This window comes from Methanoculleus marisnigri JR1, from assembly GCF_000015825.1.
In the GTDB taxonomy this organism is placed as follows: domain Archaea; phylum Halobacteriota; class Methanomicrobia; order Methanomicrobiales; family Methanoculleaceae; genus Methanoculleus; species Methanoculleus marisnigri.
Window position 1 is genome coordinate 2,255,385 of record NC_009051.1, and the last position, 21,228, is coordinate 2,276,612.

General features: G+C 63.5%; 23 protein-coding genes. 11 read left to right on the top strand and 12 right to left on the bottom strand.

Translation table 11 applies throughout. The annotated features are described in order from the left end of the window. Positions 1-6: 6 nt before the first annotated feature. Positions 7-1,371: a PFL family protein gene (locus tag MEMAR_RS11205; protein WP_011845101.1), complete on the top strand. Its 1,365-nt coding sequence runs from the start codon at positions 7-9 to the stop codon at positions 1,369-1,371. A gap of 16 nt (positions 1,372-1,387) precedes the next feature. On the opposite strand, the gene MEMAR_RS11210 is transcribed toward MEMAR_RS11205, so the two are convergent. Then, the gene (locus MEMAR_RS11210) at positions 1,388-2,200 is read right to left on the bottom strand and encodes a GNAT family N-acetyltransferase (RefSeq protein ID WP_245526603.1); all 813 of its coding nucleotides are present in this window, start codon (positions 2,198-2,200) and stop codon (positions 1,388-1,390) included. A 194-nt stretch (positions 2,201-2,394) separates the two neighbouring features. Between MEMAR_RS11210 and MEMAR_RS11215 the strand changes: the two genes are divergently transcribed. Next, the gene (locus MEMAR_RS11215) at positions 2,395-2,784 is read left to right on the top strand and encodes a VOC family protein (protein WP_011845103.1); all 390 of its coding nucleotides are present in this window, start codon (positions 2,395-2,397) and stop codon (positions 2,782-2,784) included. A gap of 11 nt (positions 2,785-2,795) precedes the next feature. Here MEMAR_RS11215 and MEMAR_RS11220 read toward each other — a convergent pair whose 3' ends face one another. Next, the gene (locus MEMAR_RS11220; RefSeq protein ID WP_011845104.1) at positions 2,796-3,389 is read right to left on the bottom strand and encodes a flavodoxin family protein; all 594 of its coding nucleotides are present in this window, start codon (positions 3,387-3,389) and stop codon (positions 2,796-2,798) included. A 63-nt stretch (positions 3,390-3,452) separates the two neighbouring features. Further along, a complete protein-coding gene (locus tag MEMAR_RS11225) occupies positions 3,453-3,803 on the bottom strand; it encodes a cupin domain-containing protein (RefSeq protein WP_011845105.1) in 351 nt (116 codons plus the stop codon). 98 nt (positions 3,804-3,901) lie between these two features. On the opposite strand from MEMAR_RS11225, the gene MEMAR_RS11230 reads away from it, so the two are divergent. From MEMAR_RS11230 to phoU, 6 genes are all read left to right on the top strand, one after another. Next, on the top strand, positions 3,902-4,906 hold the full coding sequence (locus MEMAR_RS11230) for a YbgA family protein (RefSeq protein WP_011845106.1): 1,005 nt from the start codon (positions 3,902-3,904) through the stop codon (positions 4,904-4,906). 208 nt (positions 4,907-5,114) lie between these two features. Then, positions 5,115-5,954, top strand: a complete 840-nt coding sequence (locus tag MEMAR_RS11235) for a class I SAM-dependent methyltransferase (RefSeq protein ID WP_011845107.1) — start codon at positions 5,115-5,117, stop codon at positions 5,952-5,954. Between the two features lie 147 nt (positions 5,955-6,101). Continuing rightward, positions 6,102-6,959, top strand: a complete 858-nt coding sequence (locus MEMAR_RS11240; RefSeq protein ID WP_011845108.1) for a phosphate ABC transporter substrate-binding protein — start codon at positions 6,102-6,104, stop codon at positions 6,957-6,959. Positions 6,960-6,991: 32 nt separating this feature from the next. Beyond that, positions 6,992-8,932 (top strand): phosphate ABC transporter permease PstA, encoded by a 1,941-nt coding sequence (gene pstA, locus MEMAR_RS11245; protein WP_011845109.1) that lies wholly within the window; start codon positions 6,992-6,994, stop codon positions 8,930-8,932. Further along, a complete protein-coding gene (gene pstB, locus MEMAR_RS11250; protein ID WP_011845110.1) occupies positions 8,933-9,694 on the top strand; it encodes a phosphate ABC transporter ATP-binding protein PstB in 762 nt (253 codons plus the stop codon). 7 nt (positions 9,695-9,701) lie between these two features. Next, entirely contained in the window at positions 9,702-10,352 is a 651-nt protein-coding gene (gene phoU, locus MEMAR_RS11255; RefSeq protein WP_011845111.1) for a phosphate signaling complex protein PhoU, read from the top strand. 15 nt (positions 10,353-10,367) lie between these two features. Here phoU and MEMAR_RS11260 read toward each other — a convergent pair whose 3' ends face one another. Further along, positions 10,368-10,898, bottom strand: a complete 531-nt coding sequence (locus MEMAR_RS11260; protein ID WP_011845112.1) for a GNAT family N-acetyltransferase — start codon at positions 10,896-10,898, stop codon at positions 10,368-10,370. A 91-nt stretch (positions 10,899-10,989) separates the two neighbouring features. Between MEMAR_RS11260 and MEMAR_RS11265 the strand changes: the two genes are divergently transcribed. Continuing rightward, a complete protein-coding gene (locus tag MEMAR_RS11265) occupies positions 10,990-12,459 on the top strand; it encodes an RNB domain-containing ribonuclease (RefSeq protein WP_011845113.1) in 1,470 nt (489 codons plus the stop codon). Between the two features lie 198 nt (positions 12,460-12,657). Here the strand turns inward: MEMAR_RS11265 and MEMAR_RS11270 are convergent, their stop codons facing one another. The 3 genes from MEMAR_RS11270 to MEMAR_RS11280 form a co-directional block, all read right to left on the bottom strand. Further along, positions 12,658-12,999: a hypothetical protein gene (locus MEMAR_RS11270; protein ID WP_143706401.1), complete on the bottom strand. Its 342-nt coding sequence runs from the start codon at positions 12,997-12,999 to the stop codon at positions 12,658-12,660. 414 nt (positions 13,000-13,413) lie between these two features. Continuing rightward, positions 13,414-14,235 (bottom strand): mechanosensitive ion channel family protein, encoded by an 822-nt coding sequence (locus MEMAR_RS11275; RefSeq protein ID WP_011845116.1) that lies wholly within the window; start codon positions 14,233-14,235, stop codon positions 13,414-13,416. A gap of 173 nt (positions 14,236-14,408) precedes the next feature. Continuing rightward, the gene (locus tag MEMAR_RS11280; RefSeq protein ID WP_143706402.1) at positions 14,409-15,101 is read right to left on the bottom strand and encodes a lactate utilization protein; all 693 of its coding nucleotides are present in this window, start codon (positions 15,099-15,101) and stop codon (positions 14,409-14,411) included. A gap of 122 nt (positions 15,102-15,223) precedes the next feature. On the opposite strand from MEMAR_RS11280, the gene MEMAR_RS11285 reads away from it, so the two are divergent. Further along, entirely contained in the window at positions 15,224-16,186 is a 963-nt protein-coding gene (locus MEMAR_RS11285) for a cache domain-containing protein (RefSeq protein ID WP_011845118.1), read from the top strand. A gap of 4 nt (positions 16,187-16,190) precedes the next feature. On the opposite strand, the gene MEMAR_RS11290 is transcribed toward MEMAR_RS11285, so the two are convergent. From MEMAR_RS11290 to MEMAR_RS11300, 3 genes are all read right to left on the bottom strand, one after another. Then, on the bottom strand, positions 16,191-16,484 hold the full coding sequence (locus MEMAR_RS11290) for a hypothetical protein (protein WP_011845119.1): 294 nt from the start codon (positions 16,482-16,484) through the stop codon (positions 16,191-16,193). Between the two features lie 242 nt (positions 16,485-16,726). Continuing rightward, positions 16,727-18,232, bottom strand: coding sequence for a glutamine synthetase family protein (locus tag MEMAR_RS11295; RefSeq protein WP_011845120.1), 1,506 nt, complete (start codon positions 18,230-18,232; stop codon positions 16,727-16,729). Positions 18,233-18,430: 198 nt separating this feature from the next. Further along, the gene (locus tag MEMAR_RS11300; RefSeq protein WP_011845121.1) at positions 18,431-19,447 is read right to left on the bottom strand and encodes a M28 family metallopeptidase; all 1,017 of its coding nucleotides are present in this window, start codon (positions 19,445-19,447) and stop codon (positions 18,431-18,433) included. Between the two features lie 226 nt (positions 19,448-19,673). On the opposite strand from MEMAR_RS11300, the gene MEMAR_RS11305 reads away from it, so the two are divergent. Beyond that, complete coding sequence (locus MEMAR_RS11305; RefSeq protein WP_011845122.1) at positions 19,674-20,105, top strand: DUF61 family protein; 432 nt, start codon at positions 19,674-19,676, stop codon at positions 20,103-20,105. Positions 20,106-20,109: 4 nt separating this feature from the next. Here the strand turns inward: MEMAR_RS11305 and MEMAR_RS11310 are convergent, their stop codons facing one another. Together MEMAR_RS11310 and MEMAR_RS11315 are read right to left on the bottom strand one after the other, a co-directional pair. Further along, complete coding sequence (locus MEMAR_RS11310; protein WP_143706403.1) at positions 20,110-20,337, bottom strand: hypothetical protein; 228 nt, start codon at positions 20,335-20,337, stop codon at positions 20,110-20,112. A gap of 176 nt (positions 20,338-20,513) precedes the next feature. Next, positions 20,514-21,143, bottom strand: coding sequence for a MerR family transcriptional regulator (locus MEMAR_RS11315; protein WP_011845124.1), 630 nt, complete (start codon positions 21,141-21,143; stop codon positions 20,514-20,516). Between the last annotated feature and the right edge of the window lie 85 nt (positions 21,144-21,228).

The window sequence follows — 21,228 nt, forward strand, 5'->3', positions numbered from 1 at the left end:
GGTTCCATGATCAATATTCTCGAGGTGAACGAGACCAACAAGATGATCGAGCAGGAGAAGCTCGATGTCCGGACCATCACGCTCGGCATCAGCCTTCTCGACTGCTGCGACTCCGATCTCGACGCCTTCAACCGGAACATCTACGACAAGATCACCCGACTGGGCAAAGACCTCGTCTCGACCGGGAGGGAGATCGAGCTCGAGTACGGGATCCCGATCGTGAACAAGAGAATATCCGTAACCCCCATCGCACTCGTCGCCGGGCGGGCCTGCAGGTCCGAGGAGGATTTCGTAGAGGTTGCAAAGACGCTGGATAAAGCCGCACGGGACACGGGGGTCAACTTCCTCGGGGGCTACTCGGCCATCGTCTCGAAAGGCACGACCCCGACCGACGAAGCCCTCATTCGCTCAATCCCGGCGGCTCTCGCCGCGACCGGGAGGGTCTGCAGTTCGGTGAACATCGGCTCGACGAAGACCGGGATCAACATGGACGCCGTGAAACTGATGGGGGAGATCGTGCGGGAGACCGCCGAGGCGACGAAGGAGAACAACTCCCTCGGCTGCGCGAAACTCGTCGTCTTCTGTAACGCCCCCGACGACAACCCGTTCATGGCCGGGGCGTTTCACGGCGTCTCCGAGGCCGATGCGGTCATCAACGTGGGCGTGAGCGGCCCGGGGGTCATCAAGCACGCGCTCGAGGATGTCCGGGGCAAGAACTTCGAGGTTCTCTGCGAGACGGTCAAGCGGACGGCCTTCAAGGTGACCCGCGCCGGGCAGCTCGTCGCCCAGGAGGCGTCGGAGAGGCTCGGGATCCCGTTCGGGATCGTGGATCTCTCTCTTGCCCCCACGCCCTCCGTCGGGGACAGCGTCGCCGGGATCCTCGAGGAGATGGGGCTCGAGTCGGTCGGTGCGCCGGGGACGACGGCCGCCCTCGCCCTCTTAAACGACCAGGTGAAGAAGGGAGGGATCATGGCGAGCTCCTTTGTCGGCGGGCTTTCGGGCGCGTTCATCCCCGTCAGCGAGGACCAGGGGATGATCGATGCGGTGAACCGCGGTGCCCTCACGATCGAGAAACTCGAGGCGATGACCTGCGTATGCTCGGTCGGCCTCGATATGATCGCGATCCCGGGCGACACACCCGCCTCGACGATATCCGGCATCATCGCGGACGAAGCCGCGATCGGGATGATCAACAACAAGACGACCGCTGTCCGGCTGATCCCGGTGATAGGAAAGGATCTCGGCGACACCGTCGAGTTCGGCGGGCTGCTGGGGCATGCACCGGTCCAGAGGGTGAACGGGTTCGGCTGCGCCGACTTCATCAACCGCGGCGGACGGATTCCCGCACCGATTCACAGTTTCAAGAACTGAGTGCCGGGATACCCCCTCACCCGGTCTCGAAACTCGTGACGCCGTAGCACTCATCAAGCGGGAGGTCGGGGATCTCCTTCGTGTACATCCGTGCCGTGCCGAAGACCGGAACCATCCCGTGCCGCTCTGCGAGAAGAATACCGGCGCGGTTCGGCTCCGGCACGTCGAGGAAGAGCGGCTGACCGGGGACCGCCGCCGCAAGGCCGCAGTAGATCCGTTCGGCGATCTCGGGCGTATCTGCAAAGAGCGGACCAATCTTCGCGCCCCTGCGGCACGGCCGCACCTGTCCGTAGCCGCGGACCTCCCCGACCTCGAGGACCCCCAGCGCCGTCGCGCCCGGCTGCGCCAGCCAGTGGCGGAGGAACGCCGGCCGCTCTGCCGGGAAGTGTCGGGCGTCGTAGCGGACGAGGGCGTCGAAGGGAACGTCCGCGGCGTCCGTGAGGCCCGGAGGACGGGAACCCCCTCCGAGACCCTCGTACCTGATGTTCCGGTGCGAGAAGAGGAAGCCGTGGGCCCTGTAGCGGGCCTGCATCTCGAAGACCCCGTCGATCCCGAAGTTGTAGGGCCCGGCGAGCCGGTCGATGTGCTCCATGATCGCAAGGCCGATCCCCTGCCCGCGGTATTCTGGTTCCAGCATGTAAAACCCGCCGAAGGCGAACTCGTCCGAATAGACCACGATCGAGAACGAGCCGATCAGGCGGCCGTCGAGAAGCACCGCGAAGAACGCCTGCGGGTCGATCGCGAAGTAGCATTCTCCGTCGGAGAGGCCGGGGTTCCAGCCCTCCCGTTCCGCCCAGTCGACCGCGACCCCGACCTCGGTCTTCGTCATCGGGCGAATCGCAATCTCACCTGATGCTGCCATACGATACTATGCGTACAACGTAGCGATGAAGGTTCGGAACCGTTCGTGCTCCGGCCGCACCGCGATATCCCCCTCACCGGGCTCCGCCCGTCGTGAGCGATTCACAGCAAACCTTTTCTTCGAAGGAGTCGTGCCGGGAAGACGGAAAGAGGAGATCCGATATGCCGAAAATAGATGTGACCGTACAGTATCCCGTCGTCATCACCCCGAATCTCGAGGATTGCAGGGACTTTTACGTCGAACACTTCGGTTTCGACGTCGTCTTCGATGCCGACTGGTACGTGCAGTTGAGGCACGCAAACGGTATCGAACTCGGGTTCATGAAACCCGGGCTCTCCAGCCAGCCCGGGTTTCTCCACGACGCGTACGACGGAAAGGGCATCATCGTCACCTACGATGTGGCGGACGCCGGAAGAGAGTACGAGAAGGCGCAAAAGATTGAGGGCGTAAAGATCGTATATCCCTACATCGAGGAAGAGTGGGGCCAGAAACACTTCATCCTCGAAGATCCGGCCGGCGTGTTCGTCGATATCGTCGAGCAGGCCTCGTAAGGGTGCCGCCTTCAGGCCCCGGAGAGCGCCGCCGCAAGGTCCCGGCCGCACCGGTATGCCTGCTCCAGAACCTCCTTCTTCGTCCCGACGATCCCCGGCTCGAAACAGTTGAGGACCGGGAGTTCGGCAACCACCTCGTAGCCGAGCGGCCGGAGCGGCAGGGAGAGCGCTTCGAGTGCAACACCGAGGTCGGCGGGGTCCGCCTGCTCGCCCACCGCAAAGACCATGGCCTTGCGCTTCCGGCCCGCAAGACGACTGGAGTAGCCCCGGGGACGCTCGTCGGTGAAGTCGTAGAAGGCGTAGAGCCGATCGATGAACGCCTTCATCTGGCTGGTGACGTTGTAGTGGTAGACGGGCGAACCGAGAACGAGCGCATCCGCTTCCACGATGCGGGGGTACAGCATCGTCATGCCGTCGTTGAAGCGGGTGCAGGTCTTATCAAGCCTGCACCGCTCGCAACCGACGCAGCCGGCGATGGTATATTCGGAAAGACTGGCGGCGCTCACCTCGCCGCCTGCGTCGGAGACCCCGCGGAGAACCTCCGCCAGGAGGCGGGCGGTGTTCCCCCTCGCCCTCGGGCTCCCGCTGATGCCGAGCACCTTCATGATCGGAGTTCTCGCTGAACAGAGGAATAAGGGTTCCGGGGGTGCGGCGAGGGACCGGCCCGCTCACACCTCGACATCCCGGATATGCCGCTCGCCGGACTCCTCCCACGGGGGGACGGTGACGAGCACCTGCCGAAGACGGCCCCGGAAATAGATGCTGTTTCCCGGCGGCACGACGACGACGTCTCCCGGCCGGACCCGGTGCTCGACGCCGTCGATGACGTAGATCCCCTCCCCCTCGACGATGTAATAGATGAACGCGCTCTTCTCGTGGCAGAACTCTTCCGCATGCCCCGATTCCGTCTCCTGGTAGACGACCCCGGCCGGGGCGCCCTCTGCCGTATAGACCCGCATTCTAACACCGCGCTTCTCGAGATTAACCCCCTCCTCGCGCCTGATGACCGCCGGTTTCATGAGAGAAGAGTCGCGCCGCGGGGCTATGAAGGTGGTGTACGCCCTTCCTCCACCGGAACCCAAGGGTTGATATCCATCCCGCCGTATCGTGATGTCCCATGACCCGGGAATACCCCCGGCCCCGCCTCGTCGTCAGCCGCTGCATCGAGTTCGACCCGTGCCGCTACGACGGCTCGAAGATACCCTCCCCCACGGTGGCACGCCTGAGGAAGCATGCCGACTGTATCCCGGTCTGCCCGGAGGTCGAGATCGGGCTCGGCATCCCCCGCTCAACCGTCAGGATCGTCCGGATAGGGGGTTCCGATCGCCTCGTGCAGCCGGCTACCGGGCGGGACGTTACGGAGGAGATGTCCGCTTTCGCAGCCCGGTTCCTCGATTCCCTGCCCCCTGTCGACGGTTTTATCCTCAAAGGCGGCTCACCCACCTCGGGGACCCGGAACGTCCGGGTGTATCCGTCAATGGAAAAGTCCGCGGCGATCGCGAAGTCCGCAGGATTCTTCGCCCGCGAGGTGCTGAAGCGATACCCGGATCTCCCCGTAGAAGACGAACTGCGCCTGAACAATGCACGGATCCGCGACCACTTCCTCTCCGCGGTCTTTACCCTGGCGGCGTTCCGGGGTGTTGAAGCAACTCAGGATCGGGAAGCCCTCGTGCGGTTCCATGCAGACAACAAGCTCCTCCTGCTCGCCTCGAGCCAGAAGATGCTACGGGAGGCAGGAAGGCTCGTAGCAAACCGGGCAGAGGTCAGACCGGGAGAACTCTTCCTCCGGTATCGCCGGATGCTCTCTGCGGCGCTCGCACGGCCTCCCCGGTATACCGGCAACGTCAACGTTCTCCAGCACACCCTGGGCTATTTCCGCGACCGCATCTCAGACGAGGAGAAAGCGCATTACATCAGGCTGATCGACCGTTACAGGGAAGGCCACGCGACGCTGGGCGAACCCCGCGGCCTGCTCCGTTCATGGGTTATCCGGTTCCGGGAGCCGTACCTGATGAACCAATCGTTCTTCGCTCCATACCCCGCCGAACTCGTAGACCTGCCAGGCGATGTGACCGATCGCGGACGGGACGTCTGGAATGGCAGAGGGGAGACGTCATCGTAATTGCGGCCCTGCTCCCGGCAGACCGGCCGCCCAACACAACCGTGATCACCGCGATTACGATCCCGATGAACGATGACCCGAACCCGTACAGCAGGTTCGAGAAGAAATCCCTATCAAGGGTCCCTATGTAGCCGATCCTGAAGCCCGTCCGGTTCCCGGCGCTGCCCGCGAGCGAGCGCTTATAATGTTCCGGGCGAGAGGAACCTGTATGCACCGGATCATCGACTGGAACGAGCTCTGGAAGGCGCTTCACGCCGGTTCGTCCGAACGCGCCGAGAAAGACCGCGATCCCGCCGCCCACTGGGACAAACGCGCCGCCGCCTACCGGCGGATCACCCAGGACGAGAAGAAGGCGACCGAGCACGAACTCGCGATCCTGGACATCCGGCCGGAGGACACCGTGCTCGATATGGGTGCCGGGACGGGGAGGCTGGCCGTGCCGATTGCCCGAACCGCCGCCCACGTGACGGCCCTCGATCCCTCGGAAGGCATGCTCTCCGTCCTCCGGGAGCGGATGGCAGCGGAGGAGCTCACGAACTACTCCACGGTCACGATGCGGTGGGAGGATACCGTGATCGGCAGGGACGTCGAACCGCACGACGTCGTCGTCGCGGCGTTCTCGCTCGGGTTCTACGACCTCGCCGCCGCCCTCGAAAAACTTGATGCCGCGGCTCTCCGGGCGGTCTACCTCTTCTGGCACGCCGGCGAGTGGCGGAACCCCGATGAAATGGCGCTTTATCGGGCGGTCTTTGGGGAGGCGGCGACCGTCCAGAAGGGCTACCCGGACTACATCTACCCCGTCAACATCCTCCACGACGCCGGGATCTACCCGAACGTCACGATATACCGTGCCGTCTGGGACGCGGTCTACGACTCCCCCGAAGAGGCCGTCCGGACCTGGGCGGCGATGCACAACCCCGGGATGGAGGAACTCGCCCCCGTCAGGGATTACTTCGCACGCGCGCTCCGCAAAAACGAGTCCGGGAAGTACGTCGAGACGACGGTGCGGCCGACCGCGGCGGTCTGGTGGGAGAAGACGGACGGTTAATCGATACGCCGCAGCCGCACGGCGGGATGCAGAGATCCGTGCCGGAGAAGCGCCGTCTCCGGAAAAACAATATCCCTATTGTGATTATAGAGTTGTCTATATCCGACGTCGAGAACCAATATACCCCATCATATTCTCGTTCATACCATGGCAGGAAAGAGTCTGTCTGGTGCAACCACGGTTGCCGTCGCCGGCATCCTCGTGGTATTTCTCATGGCGGCCGGGTGTGTCGGCGGCCAGTCGTCCGGTTCTCCGACGTCGGAGCAGATCACGGTAACGGGCTCGACGACGGTGCTGCCCATCGCCGAAAAAGCGAGGGAAGCATTCGAAGAAGAATACACCTCTGCCGAGATCATGGTGAGCGGGGGAGGCTCGAGCGTCGGGATCAAAGCCGTCGGCGAGGGTACCGCGGATATCGGCATGACCTCGCGCGACCTCAAACCTGCGGAGATCGCAGGCTACCCCGGTATCGTCAGGCACCACGTCGCCGATGATGCGATCCTCCTCATCGTCAACCCGGGAAACAGCGTCGAGAGCCTCACGCTTGATGAGGTGCGGGGCATCTACAACGGCACCTACACGAACTGGAACCAGGTTGGCGGGTCCGACCAGCAGATCGTCGTTGTGGGAAGAGACAGTGCTTCGGGGACGCGGGAGTTCTTCTCGGAATACGTGCTGAAGAACGAGGACTTCGTCAAAACACAGGAGGAGTTCAACTCGAACGGCGGAATCCAGCAGAAGGTATCGCGGACTCCCGGCGCGATCGGCTACGTCGGCCTCGGCTACACCGAAGGCGTGAAAGTGCTCTCGCTGGACGTCGACGGAACCCCCGTCGAGCCCACGCTCGAGAAGATCAAGAGCAAACACTACCCGATCAGCCGGCCGCTCTTCATGCTGACGAACGGAGAGCCGGACGGTCTCGCACGGCAGTATCTCGACTTCATCATGAGCGCGGAAGGGCAGGAGATCGTGGCGAGCGTCGATTACATCCCGGTGCAGGAGTGACCCCGCCTCTCTTTTGAGCGCCCGGAGCGACCATGAAGAAAGAACAGGCTGCACCGGTTCCGTTCCAGGGCTTCGGGCGGCTCCGGCAACCCGAAGCCGGGATCGATCCCTCCTCAATCGGGGCAACGAGGCAGATCGTCGACAGAATCGTCGGCAAACTCCTCTTCCTCGTCGCGCTCTTCGCGATCGTCACCGTCTTCTTCATCATCGTCTTCCTGCTCCGCGACGGATACCAGATCGTTCTCGAGACCGGCGTATGGGACTTCCTGACCGGCCCGGACTGGAACCCGGCGGGGCACGATCCGGCTTACGGCGTATTCCCGCTCATCGTCGGGACCGTCCTGGTGACGGCGCTCGCGATGGTCATCGCCGGCCCCCTCAGCATCTGTACGGCCATCTACATCGCGGAGATCGCCGGCCCCCGGACAAGGGAAGTGATCAAGCCGGCCGTCGAACTCCTGGCCGGCATCCCCTCCGTCGTCTACGGGTTCTTCGGCCTGATCCTCCTGACCGACTGGATCCGCATCGCCTTCGACCAGCCGTCGGGATCGAGCTGGCTTGCGGGCTCGATCCTCCTCGCGATCATGGCCATCCCGACGATCACGAGCGTCGCCGAGGACGCCGTCAGTTCGGTCCCCCGGGAGTTCAGAGAAGGCAGCCTTGCTCTCGGGGCAACGCACTGGCAGACGATCCGGAGGGTCGTCGTGCCCGGCGCGCTCTCCGGCATCAGCGCAGCGATCATACTCGGGATGGGGCGTGCCATCGGCGAGACGATGGCGGTGCTCATGATCACGGGGAACGCCGCCGTCATCCCGGACCCAATCTACGACGTCTTCTCCCCCGTACGGACGCTGACCGGGACGCTGGGCATCGAAATGGGCGAGGTCGCGTTCGGAAGCACGCATTACCATGCGCTCTTCGGCGTCGCGGCGGTCCTGCTCTTCATCACGCTCGCGATCAACAGCGCGGCACGGGTCATCATCACCCGGATACAGGGAACGCAGGGTACGGCACGACCCACGCCGTCCGGGCGGGTGAAGACCGCAACCCGGGGCTCCGTGCCGTACCGGGCGCTTACCGCGGCGGCCTCACGCATAACCCACGCCGCATCGGCGCCGTTCGGAAGGCTTCTCCCCCCGAGGGCCTCGCAGCGATGCGCGTTCCTCCTGATATCGCTCTCGGTCGCAATCGTGATCGCGGCTCTCGGGGTGATCCTCTTCGAGATCGTCGTCAACGGGGCCGGAGCGATCTCCTGGGAGTTCCTGACCGGGTCCCCAAGAGATCTCGGGAGAGCGGGAGGAATATTCCCCGCGATCGTCGGGACGTTCTACCTCGTGGGAGGAGCCCTCGCCGTCGCCCTTCCGCTCGGGATCGCGACGGCCGTCTATCTCATCGAGTACACGGCCGAGACCCCGCTGACGCGGAGCATCCGGGCCGCAGTGGACCTGCTGAACGGGACGCCGTCCATCGTCTTCGGGCTCTTCGGGTTCGCGTTCCTGGTGCTCTTCATGGGCTTCGGGGTCTCGCTGATCGCCGGACAGATCACCCTCGGGCTGATGATCCTCCCGACGATCATACGGACGACCGAAGAGGCGCTCCGGTCGATCCCCGGCTCCCTCCGGGAGGGAAGTTACGCTCTCGGCGCCACAAAGTGGCAGACGATCTCGCGGGTGGTTCTCCCCCCGGCACTCCCCGGGATCCTCACCGGAGCGATCCTCTCCATCGGGCGCGCCGCAGGCGAGACGGCACCCATCATGTTCACGGCAGCGATCTTCAGCAGCAGATTCCTGCCGTCTTCGCTCACGGAACCGGTGATGGCGCTCCCGTACCACCTCTTCGTCCTCACCACGACCATTCCGGGGGCGGCCACGCAGAGTTACGGGACCGCGTTCGTGCTCCTGCTGCTGGTCCTCACGATCTATCTCGCCGCGATCCTCGTTCGGCGCCGATACCATCGGGAAACAGTGATGTAAATGACCGGATCCACAATCCTTGAGACAACAAACCTCAACCTCTGGTACGGGCAGAAGCATGCCCTCATCGACATCTCGATCAGGATCCCGAAGAACAGGGTCACGGCGCTGATCGGGCCGTCGGGATGCGGGAAATCGACCCTGCTCCGGTGCTTCAACCGGATGAACGACCTCATCGACTCGTCCAGCGTGACCGGAGAGATCCGCTTCAACGGGAACGATATCCACGATCCTCGTGCGGACGTATACGCGATCCGTGAGAAGATCGGCATGGTCTTCCAGAAGCCGAACCCCTTCCCAAAGAGCATCTACGAGAACGTCGCTTACGGCCCCCGCATTCACGGGATGCGGGAGAAGGGTACGCTCGACCGCATCGTCGAGGAGAGCCTGAAGGGGGCCGCGCTCTGGGACGAAGTAAAGGACAGGCTCCACGAACCCGCCCTCTCCCTCTCGGGCGGGCAGCAGCAGAGGCTCTGCATCGCACGGTGCCTTGCGGTCGAACCCGAGGCGATCCTGATGGACGAACCCTGTTCCGCACTCGACCCCATCGCCACGGCGAAGATCGAGGACCTCATCATCCAGATCGCCCGGGAGCACACCGTCGTCATCGTCACGCACAACATGCAGCAGGCCGCACGGGCCAGCGACTACACCGGGTTCATGTACCTGGGAAGACTGGTGGAGTTCGATAAAACCACGAAGATCTTCGAAGATCCCGGTGAAGAACTGACGGAGAACTACATCACCGGACGGTTCGGGTAGGGAGACCATGGTAGAGAAATTTCATACGGAACTTGCATCCTTAAAAGAGGACGTCCTGGAGATGGGCTATCTTGCGCGGGACATGCTGAATCGGTCGCTCACGGCGCTGGAGACCCAGGATGTGGCGCTGGCCGGATCGATCGACCGGGATAAGAAGAGGATCGCAGACCAGGATCACGAGATCGAACAGAAGTGCCTGAGACTCATCGCCCTCAACCAGCCGATGGCAAAAGACCTGCGGACGATTGCAGCCTCGATGAAAATGATCACGAGTCTGTACCGCATCGGGCGATACGGGAAAGACATCGCCATCGTTGTACCCGATCTCGCCGGGGCGCCGCATGTGGGAAACCTTGTCGGCATCCCCCACATGGGAGAGGTCGTCGGCGGGATGATCACGGACACCCTGGTCGCCTTCGAACGCGAAGACCTCACCGCGATAGACGATATCGTGGAGAGGGAGGTGGCTGTCGACGCACTCAGGTACTCCGTATTCCGCGGATGCCTCGCCTGCATGATGGAAGACCCGAAGAACATCACGCAGTGCACGAACTACGTCATGATCGCCCGGTACCTCGAACGGTGCGGAGACCACGCGTGCAAGATCGCGGAGAAGGTGCACTACATGGTGACGGGGGAGCGGATCGAGATCCGGTGACCCGGCAGCCGCCCGTCACCGCCCGGCATCTTTGCCGGCGAAACGGACGTAGACCACTTCGTCGAAGGCGGCGCCGTTCTTTGTTATGGCCATCCGGTGAACCGCCTCGCGGGTAAAGCCGCATTTCTCGAGGACGTGCATCGAGGCGGGGTTGTTCGAGAAGACGCCCGCCTCGAGCCGGACGATATCGAACCGCTCGAAGGCAACCGGGACGAGCGAGCGCACTGCGTCGGTGACGATGCCCCGGCCCCAGAACGGCTCCGAGAGCCAGTAGCCGATCTCGGCCGTCCTGTGTTTGACGTCATCGAGCGGCTGAACCCCGATACCGCCCACGGCCTCGCCGCAGACCTCGATCGCGAGGTAGAGGTGCGACGTCGTATCCATGGCCGTCTCGATGAACCGGCGGGCGTCCGCAGGCGTATAGGGGTAAGGGAACCTGTCGCGCATCGTTGCCGCGATCCGGGGGTTGTTCGCGTGCCGTGCCAGGGCTCCGGCATCGTCGGGCGTCCAGGTGCGGAGCACGGAACCGGGTGTGACGATCTGCATGCTTCAGGTATACCGGTCGGCGCCGGGGTAATTAATGGTAGCCGGGCACGACTCGTCTGCTATATATGCCCGCAAGCAGATCTTCACAGAGATGCAGAACCAGCAGCCCGTCAACCTCAAGGGCATCGCGTGGGCGGCGATGCAGCAGTACGGTTTTATCCCCGGATTCCCGCCGCCCGTCCTCCGCGAGGTCGAGGGGCTCGACGCAAAGGTCTTTCCGGAGACACTTGACGACCCCCACGACCTCCGCTCGCTCCTCTGGTCGTCGATCGACAACCACGACTCAGAAGATCTCGACCAGATCGAGGTCTGCGAAGAAGGGCCGGACGGCGCGATCCTTGTCCGGGTCGCTATCGCCGACGTCGATGTCTACGTCCCGAAAGACTCGGAGACCGACCGGCGCGCCGCCCACAACGGAACTTCGGTCTACACCGGCGTTACGACCTTCCCGATGCTCCCCGACCGCCTCTCGGCGGGCATCACCTCGCTCCTGCCCGGCCGCGACCGGATGGCGATCGTCATCGAGTACACCGTTCTTCCGGACGGGAGCACGGTACCCGGCGACGTCTACCGGGCAATTGTTGCGAACCGGGCAAAACTCGTCTACGAGGAGGTCGGCGCCTGGCTGGAGGGGACCGGGCCCATCCCGGAGACGGTCGCGGAGACGCCGGGCCTCGAGGAGCAGGTCCTCCTCCAGGACAAGGCTGCCGTGCGGATGAGGGAGCGCCGGACGGAGAGAGGTGCGCTCGCCCTCGAGACGATCGAGGCCGAACCGCTCGTTGAGGAGAACCGGGTCCTGGGCCTCGTCGTCCAGGAGCAGAACCGCGCGCGGTGCCTGATCGAGGAGTTCATGGTTGCGGCGAACGGAACCCTGACGGCGTTCCTGAACACCGCCGATCTCCCCATGATCCACCGGGTCGTCCGCACCCCGAAGAACTGGGACGGGATCGTTGCCGAGGCGGCGGAGCGCGGCGAGACGCTGCCCGCCGGGCCGGACGCCGAAGCGCTCACCCGGTTCCTCATCCGGCAGAAGGCGGCCGATCCCGACCGCTTCCCCGACCTCTCGCTGACGGTGGTGAAACTGATGGGGGCAGGTGAATACGTGGCCTTCCGGCAGGGCGACGAGCCTATCGGCCACTTCGCCCTCGCCGTCACCGACTACACCCACGGCACCGCCCCGAACCGGCGCTACGTCGACCTCATCATCCAGCGGCTGGTGAAATTCGTCGTCGACGGCGGGCGCGACCCGCCCTACACGCCGGCCGAGCTCGATGAACTCGCCGCCCGGCTCACCGACCGGGAGAAGGCGTCCCAGAAGGTCGAACGCTACGTCCGGAAGGCTGCGGCCGCCGTCCTCCTCCGGGAGAGGATCGGCGAGGCGTTCGATGCGTTCGTCACCGGCGCCTCGGAAAAGGGGACCTACGTTCGGCTGATCGACCCGCCGGCCGAAGGAAGGGTCGTCCTGGGCGAGGAGGGGCTCAGGGTCGGCCAGAGGGTGCGTGTCCGCCTGATGGCGGCGGACCCCTACAAAGGCTTCATCGACTTCGGGCGCACCCGGTGAGGGATGGCCGGAGCCGGGCGATGGATATCTACGAGGACGCACCGTCTTCAGCTCGTTGAAACCCGGAAATCCTCCTGGCTCATAGTGAAGATGCAAAGACCGTTAAGATCTTAAAAAAGAAAGGCAGCCTTTCGTTCATCCCGGGCTTTTCAGCCGCGAGAGTTCCCGCTCTGCCGCCTTCACCCCCGGGGTGAATCCTCAGAGAAGCCCCAGGATACCGATGACGATCGCGATGACACCGATGATCGTCTGGAAGCCGCCCAGCCACGTGCCGAACTTCTCGAGATACTTACCGAGACCCGGGATCACGTGGAACGCACCGGTCAGGAGGATGACCCCTACCAGGAAGGCAACTATACCCTGCAGTGAGAAGATCCCCAGCAGTCCGAGGACCATCATGACGATCCCTATGATGACCTGGAAACCGCCCAGGAATTTGCCTGCCTTCTCAAGGAAGCCACCGAGAACGGGCAGGACCCCTATAATCCCTGCACACAATACCAGTCCACCGATTATGTTCATTATCGCGGTTATTGCCACAATTTCACCTCCAACCCATCACGTTACAAAGTGGGGTTATAAATAATCCTCTGATACAGCAAGTTAATTTACGTAACGCCCGGTATTAATTTAACAAAATATATTGACCCGCCGGACAGGAGCTGCCTGCTTAACGCTTGAAAGGCGTCACTTACATGACAACTCATCCTCTTCGCACCGGGAGCATCCAGGAACATTTTCAGCCCCGGTCCGGCATCCTGCAATACAGCCTGGATATCCCGGTGACAGGCAGTCCCGTACCGGGAACGCTTCGGCGATCTCTTTCCGGGGAGCAGGGAACACCGCATCCTCTGCCGGGCGGAGGGAAGCCCTAAAACCACGGGGACGATGTCCATAGAGAGCCCCACAAAACCGGGAAGGCTCCCGACGTAAATCTGCAAAAATAGAAGAGATCTATTGGACCCGGTCCAGGTGGATGTCCACCTGCGGGAAGGCTATCTCGATTCCGGCCTCCTTGAACGCCCCGACGATGTCACGGGTCAGATCCCACTGCACGTCCCACATATCGGACGTCTTCGCCCACGCGCGCAGGGAGAGGTTCACCGAAGAGTCGGCAAGTTCGGTGACGAGAACCGTAGGTTCCGGCGATGGGAGCACCCGTTCGTGGGCCGCCATCAGGTCGGTGGCGACCCGGATCGCTGTATTCAGGTCGCTGTCGTAAGCGACCCTGACCTTGACCTCGGCACGACGGGTATCCATGCGGGTGGAGTTGATCACCGGGCTCCCCCAGACCAGAGAGTTCGGGATGGTGATGTAGGTGTTGTCGAACTTCAGCAGCTCGGTCGCCATGATGCCGACCGAGGTGACCGTCCCGGATATGCCGTTGACCTCGACGAACTCACCCTTGTCGATGGGGCGGAACGCCGCCAGCCAGACCCCGGCGGCGAGGTTGGTGACGGTATCCTGGAGGCCGAAACCGAGGATGAGCCCGATCACCGCCGAGAGCCCGAGCACCATGGAGGAGACGTCGAACCCGAGCGTCGCGAGGACAATGAGGGCGAGGATCACGTAGAGCAGGACCGAGAAGAACCGGACCAGGAATTCGATGACCAGGGCGGGCAGTTTTGACGCCCGGGAGAGCATCTTTGTGAAGACAGACGTAAGCACCTTCACCACGATCCACCCGATGATCGCGACAAGCACGGCGAGAACAACGCTTTCAAGCGTGATGTCGGAGAGCGGAACGGGGAAGCTGAGGATTTCTGCGATCTCCATGCATTAAGGTAGCACGGGCGGTCAGATATACTGAACCCCCGGATTGAGGAGAGAGGGGGGGTAGGGTTGACCCCCGCCTCGCAAAAGAGGTGAACCGGGCATACGCCTGCCGTGAAGACACCGCCCTTCACATGAGCGGGCAGGCCCGGTGCCGCCGCGCGGGACAGCCGGATTCAGTAGCCGAGCCGCTCCCGGATCAGGACCAGGGTTATCCTCCCGTCGGTGTCTTCGTGGTCGAGGATGACGTGTTTGCCGATGTAACTCCCGATATTGTAGGCATGCTGCGCACGCTGGTTCTCGAGAGGCAGGGCGTACTCCCGGCACCGCCGGAGCGCATCGTCGAGGGTCGGCACGATCTTGTTCGTCCCGGAGACGAGGATGAGGTGGGCCGCCGCGTGAGGCCATGCTCCCATCCGGCTCCCGGTCTTGTCGCACCCGACGATCTCGCCCGACTCGGCGATCGCCTGCACCCCGGAGAGGAAGTAGTCCGCGGCGACGCTTTTCCGGCGGAGCGCGTGCCGCTTCTCGGTGTCGTTCTCGCCGGTGATGGCCGCGTGGTAGTCCCGCCATCCCTTCGGGTTCTCTTTGAGCACCCGGTCAAACCCCATCTCGACCAGGGTCGTCGAGTAGCCGTTCATGACCTCGGCTCCTTCGGGCAGCAGGTCGACGAGGGTCCGGAGGCCATCTTCCGCCGTATCGACGAGGAACACTTTGAAGTTCCGGGCCTCCATCGCCTCGACCGTCTTCTTGAGCGTCGTTTCGTCCGGCTTCCGGCTCCACCGCTCCGCATCGACTCCGGCATCGGCCGTCAGGTTGGTCGCACTGTACTCCGTGGCTTTCGCCATCTGCTGGGTAATATTCGCCATCAGATCACCTCACGGTCGGGGGATGCGATCCCACATATACCTCTCGATGAGCGGGATCGTACCGGTTTCACGGCGAGGAAGGTTCCGGCGTGTTTTTTTGGTATTCCACCCCACAGGAAATTATGAAAAGATGCTACCTCGTCGGCATGGCTCTCCTTCTGGTGCTTGCGGCCGGATGCAGCGGCCCTGCCGAACAGAAGGCCGTGGAGGAGAATACGACCACGGGAGACCTTGCGGACTTCGTCCGGGAGGCCGCCGCCTACGCGGCGACCGCCGGAGAAGACGCGGCCCTCGCTGAATTCAACAACGAGGCGGGCAGGTTCTCGCAGGGAGCCCTCTACGTATACGCTTACGATTACAACGGGACGCTCCTTGCCCACCCCTACGAGAAGGAGGCGGTCGGTTCCGACCGCGGGAACTGGACCGATGTCCGGGGGCTGCCGGCGATCCGCATCGGCGCGGATACGGCGGCGAACGGCGGCGGGTACATCGCCTACCTCTACCCGGCACCCGAGAACGGGTCGATCGACGAGTCGGCGGTGGAAACCTATGTCCCGAAGGTCGGCTACGTCGCTCCTGCCGGTGAAACGTGGTGGGTGGCTTCAGGCGTCTACCTCTCCGACGCGGCCGGACCCGGAACCGAGCCGTATCCGGGGCCCGTCTCCGCGATGGTCGACCTCGTCGAGCGCGGGGCCACCTACGGCCGTGAACTGGGGGCGGAAGCGGCGTTCGCCGAGATCTCGAACGCCTCCGGGATATTTGTCGATCCGGAGGGGCACTACCTCTACGCCTACGACTACAACGGGACGCTCCTCGCCCACCCCCACCTGCAGGACGCGATCGGCACGAGCCTGATCGAGCGGCAGGATCCGTTCGGGATGGAGAACATCCGGGCGCTCAGGGATACCGCAGAGTCGGGAGGAGGGTTCATCGTCTTTATCTGGCCGAACCCCGAGCAGGAGAACCGCGACGAACTCAAGATCGGCTACGTCCTCCCGGTCGACGATACCTGGTGGGTCGGCTCCGGGGTCTACTTGAGCGAGATCACGGGAGAGACCGCATCGCTCCCCTCCCCGACACCCTGAAAAATCAGGGGGCCTGACCTGCCCCCACTTCCTCGCTGTCCCAGACCAGGGGGCTCTTCATCTCGGTCATGATCACCCTCGACCCCGCGGGAACCCGGATCGCGTCGCCGATATCCTCCGGGGCCCCCGCCCAGACGACCTGGTGTTTGACGTCCCCGTCGGGCATCAACACGACGACGCTGTAGGTGCTCATACCCTCCTCGGGGACGCCCTCCCCCTCGCCCGGCGTTACCCGGTAGCAGGTGAACGTGACCGGTCCCGACTCCTCTCCCATGCTCTCTTCTGCTCCGCTTTTCATGACACATACCTCCATCACCCGGGTGAGCGCCGGGCTCTCGGGGTTTCGAACGCCCCCCCGGACTGCGGGAGGCCGCGCCCTCCGCCCACCGGAAAACCCGCCTCTCTCCCGGGAGCCACCTCCTCTGGTACCCTCCTGATAATAAGCTTGCCCCGTGCCGCAGCCGTTGCATGCGGGTGATGGGCGGTGTGACGGGGACCGACAGGTGCCGGCGGGGGTCGAAAAAAAGTATTCCCTGGTTCTTACGCTACGTGGAGGAACTCTTCAACCAGTTCCCGGATCGCGTCGTTGTTGCCGTAAAGCCTCTCGCTCAGCCCCCGGTCGTCGAACGCCTTCAGGGTGGCGATCCGACTGTCGATCATGCCTGCCGGGAAGATCCCGTTCTCCTCGAAGATCGCCCGCTTCGCCTCGAGCGCTTCGGCGGACTCGACGCAGGAGGCGGGAAGCTGGCGGAACTCAGCGAGCCGCTCCTTGAACTCGGGACGGAATATATTCCCGCTGACGTAGAGGTTTTCGGCCGCCTCGAGCGCGCCGGGCATCCCGGTTCCGCGCAGCGCCGCCACGATGAGGGCGGAGACGATCAGGTAGGGATCGGCCGAACCGTCGGCGACCCGGTACTCGAACGTCTGCTTCGATGGGCGGTTCGGGGTAAGACCGTTCTCACCGGGGTTGGCGTCATGGGTCATGCTGTCGGCGCCGATCCAGCCGAGAGGCACCCGGACGACGACCGAGCGGTTGCGGTCGCCCCAGCAGACCGTCGTCGGCGCTTCCTGGTGGGGAACGAGACGGAGGTAGGAGGTCGGGATGGTGTTCCCGAAGGCCGTCAGGGCGTCGGAGGCGTCAAGGATACCGGCGATCATCTTCCGGGCGAGCGGGCTCAGTCTGCCCTCCTCGACCAGCAGGTTCCTGCCGTCCTTCTCGACGAGCATGTGGAAGTGCAGCCCGCTTCCCGCCTTGCCGACGGTGATCTTCGGGGCGAAACTGATCTCGACGCCGTACTGGTTGCCGAGCATCCGGAGAACCCACTTCGCGACGATCAACTGCTCGACCGCCTGCTCCACCGGCATCGGCAGGAACTCGATCTCGTGCTGCTCGTAGTAGGTGTCGTCGTTATAGAAGCACCCGACCTCGGAGTGGCCGTACTTGATCCTGCCGCCGGCGCGGGCGACGAGGAGCATCGCCTCGTCCCGCAGGTCCGCGAACTTGACGAAGGGTTCGGCCGAGTGGTAGCCTTTCTGGTCGCGGCCGGGGTAGAGGTCGTCCCGCGGGCTGATGACGTAGTACTCGAGCTCGCCGAGAGCCTTGAAGGTGTATCCGGTCCGGCGGGTGAACTCCTCGTCCGCCTTGCGGAGCACGTACTCGGGCGCGCTCTCGAGAGGTTTCCCGTCGCTGTCGTAGAACGAGCAGAGGAACTCGAGCGTCGGCACCTCGGCGAACGGGCTCACGAACGCCGTGCGGTAACGGGGGATGACGTAGAGGTCGCTGCTCCCCGCCTCGATGAACGAGAAGAGGTTGCTGCCGTCGACGCGCTCGCCGTCCGAGAGGATGGTATCGAGGTGTTCCTTTGAGGATATGACGAAGTTGAGGGTCTTGAGTTTGCCGTCCTCCGCGGCGTAACGGAAGTTGACCATCTCAATCCCGTTCTCCTCGCAAAACCGTGTGATGTCCTCTTTCGTAAAATCGGCCGGATCCTTCTTGAGAAAACGTACCAGCTCATTGGGGTTCATCAGGATCTCAGAATCTTTCATATTTTTTTAACGTTGGCTTCGACCGTATAAAAAAGAGTGTTCTCCTCTCCGCATCCGGTCCGGCGAGGGCATCGTGCTCCCGGATACAGGGGGGTGTTTCTCCGGATCGGAGACGAGAGTGCCCTCTTCCGGGGGTGAAAACGGCACCACGATCATCCCGCCTCCCCTGCGCGACGGATAACGGCTCCGTTCCGATCGTCAATCCGCCCCGTCCAGTCTTCCGGAGAGGTCCCACACCACCATCGGGGCCTTCGGGATGGCGGCACCGGCCTCCTCGTCCCGGAACCCGGCCACCTCCGCGAGCACCGAGAGGCCCAGTTGAGCGTTCCTCTTCGCATACCCTAACGAGACCTGGTCGACGGTGTCGTCCGGGGAATGGGCCGGGCCGTGCTCCTCGCAGTGGGTCGTCACGGCCGGGTAGCCCCGTTCCCGGAAGGATACGTGATCCGAGGTGCAGGTATGGACGTTCTCGGTCAGGGTGAAGTTCGTGGAGTAAAGGGTGTTATGGTCCGCCATGAGTGCCGCGATACCTGCCGATCGCTCGTCGTAGACGATGTCGAGGACCGAACGGTTCAGCGGATCGTAGCAGGCCGAATCGTAGTTGAGGTAGAGCACGATCGGGGTCGCCGCCCGGGCAGCGTGGTCGATGCTGCCGAGACGCCCAACCTCTTCGGCGTTCCAGAACGCGAACTGCACCGTCCGGTTAAACGAGTGCTCGCTCATCACCCGGGCGAGTTCCAGGACGATCGCGACGCCGCAGCCGTTGTCGGTAGCCCCAGGCGCGCGGGTAAGATCCGTCGACGTGCTGTCGTAGTGCGCCCCCACCACCACGACCTCGTCGGAGGCATCGGCGCTTCCCGGGAGCGTGGCAACGATATTGTTGAGTTCGCCGTCCATGGACTCCACCTCGAGCCCGGGGATGGCGGCAAGCCTCGCGGAGAGGTACGCACCCGCCTCCCGGTTCCCGTCGGTGCCGTATGCCCGGGTCGAGAAGTTCTGCAGGTCGTAGGTCGTGTCCCGGAGTTCGGACTCATCGATCTCCGCGAGCATCGCGGCGATCCCGGGGTCGTACTCCCCCCCGGGCGTGCCGGTGGCGGCTGCCGGGGCGGCTACCAGGAGAACCGCTACGCCGGCGAGCAGCAGAACATAGAGAGGCCCCCCGGGGGAGCAGGCATGCCGTCGAGTCTGTTTCCGGTGCGCTGAATTTCGTTCCATACATGATCACGCAGAAGAGACCGAAAGGGGGGGTGGAAATATATACTTTCCGCCGGGAGATGAGAGCGTTATGATCCGATAAAGGGGGGCTTTCGGACCCGGATCGGCGAATTTGCGCCCGGGGTCCCGGATAGGAAGACGCGCCATCCGGGGCCAGGTATATATCGCACGGCAACGAGATCAGTCTCTCAACCCGGCCAGGAGAAAAATCGCCACAGGAGCGGATATGCCCGACCGACCATCAGCAAGCGACGAGTCGACCCTCTTACGATGGATGCGGCTTGAGATCGGCAGGATCAACGACGACGTCGTTTCAGAGCGTAAACGCCTCTCCCGGCTCCTCGCGGAGGAACACCCGTCGTCGGTCACGAAGGGGGGGAGCCGCTACGACTTCGACCGGGACGTCCTCCTCCGCCTCGAGCAGGTTCTGCCGGGCGAGTTGCAGCGGCGGCTCCGGCTCCCGATCCTCTTCTACTTCGACTCCACGGTCCCGGACAGTTTCTTCCTCGCGGACGAGGCCGCCGTGCAGGCCCTCCAGACCCTCGGGGAGATCAGTTCCCTCAGGAGGATGCAGGGCGGGAGGCTCTGGATAGCAAAACCCCTCGTCTACGCCGTCATGAACAGGTACCCGACGGTCATGCAGATCGTGATGGGGTAGGGGATCAATCCCCCACCGAGAACAGGATGAACGTCTCCCCGGCGCCCGACAGGGTACCCGCCACCCGGTGGCCGACGATGGGATACGCGGCCGGCGAGGCGCTCGCCGGCATATCGCCCGCATAACGGGCCTCGGTGATCGGCGGGACCGCGGGAGACGGCCGATCCTGTGTTCCAACGACGATACAGGCTACTAACCCGCCGACAACCAGTATCTGAATGGCGACGGTCAATATTATGGCCACCTTCTGCTGGGAAATTCTATCACCCCGCGTGCCGGTAGCGGGAATCTTATTTATATTTTACTGATTTTATTTTTTCGAATAATATTCGTTGACCTGTATGCATCTTCGGGGTAACGGGGGACGGCACCCGGGGATCCGGCGGCCCGGGCGGTGCACGCACGACGTCACCCGGAACGGCCCGGAGACTGGCCGGAATCGCTCTTCTTCGCGACCGTTCGCCGGAACCGGTCAAGCACCGGGCGGGTGACCTCGTCCATCTGCCGGTCGAAGTAATCCACCCATTCCGCGACGAGGGCGAGTTGCTCCTGCTGCACGGAGAGCCGCTCCTCGAGGTCGTCGACGGCCTTCCGGAGCCGGTCGGCCTCCTCGACCCTCAGTTCACGCTCCCGCTCGAGTTCCTCGACCAGACGCACGATTCGGCGTTCCTGCCGGGCCAGCGTATCCCGCATCACCTGAAGCTCGATCACCACCTCGGGCGGAAGCGGGGCGGCGTCCCGGTCGAACTCTTCTGCCGGTTCTTCCGGCGCGGCCGGCTTCCTGCCGGATTTTACCTCTTCGGCGATCTCATCGGGCGAGAGCCCTCTCCCGGAGAGTTCCGCGAGTTCCCGGACGATCTTCACCGCCTTCTGCGGGAAGAGCCGGGCCCGCCCGATCGTCCGGTAGGTGAAAAGACTATCGTATGTCTGGATGAGTGCCCGGACATCCTGCTCCGAAAGCCCGGTGAGGTGCGCGATATCACCGATCTTCAGTTCCTTCTCGTGCATGCTGCCGTCCTCCGCACCCGCCCACTTCATGGGACGGGAGCCCTACGTAACTCTTTGTCGCCATCAGGTATAGGTACGTGCCGGATCACGTTTTTTTCTGCCGGCGTCCCAGTAC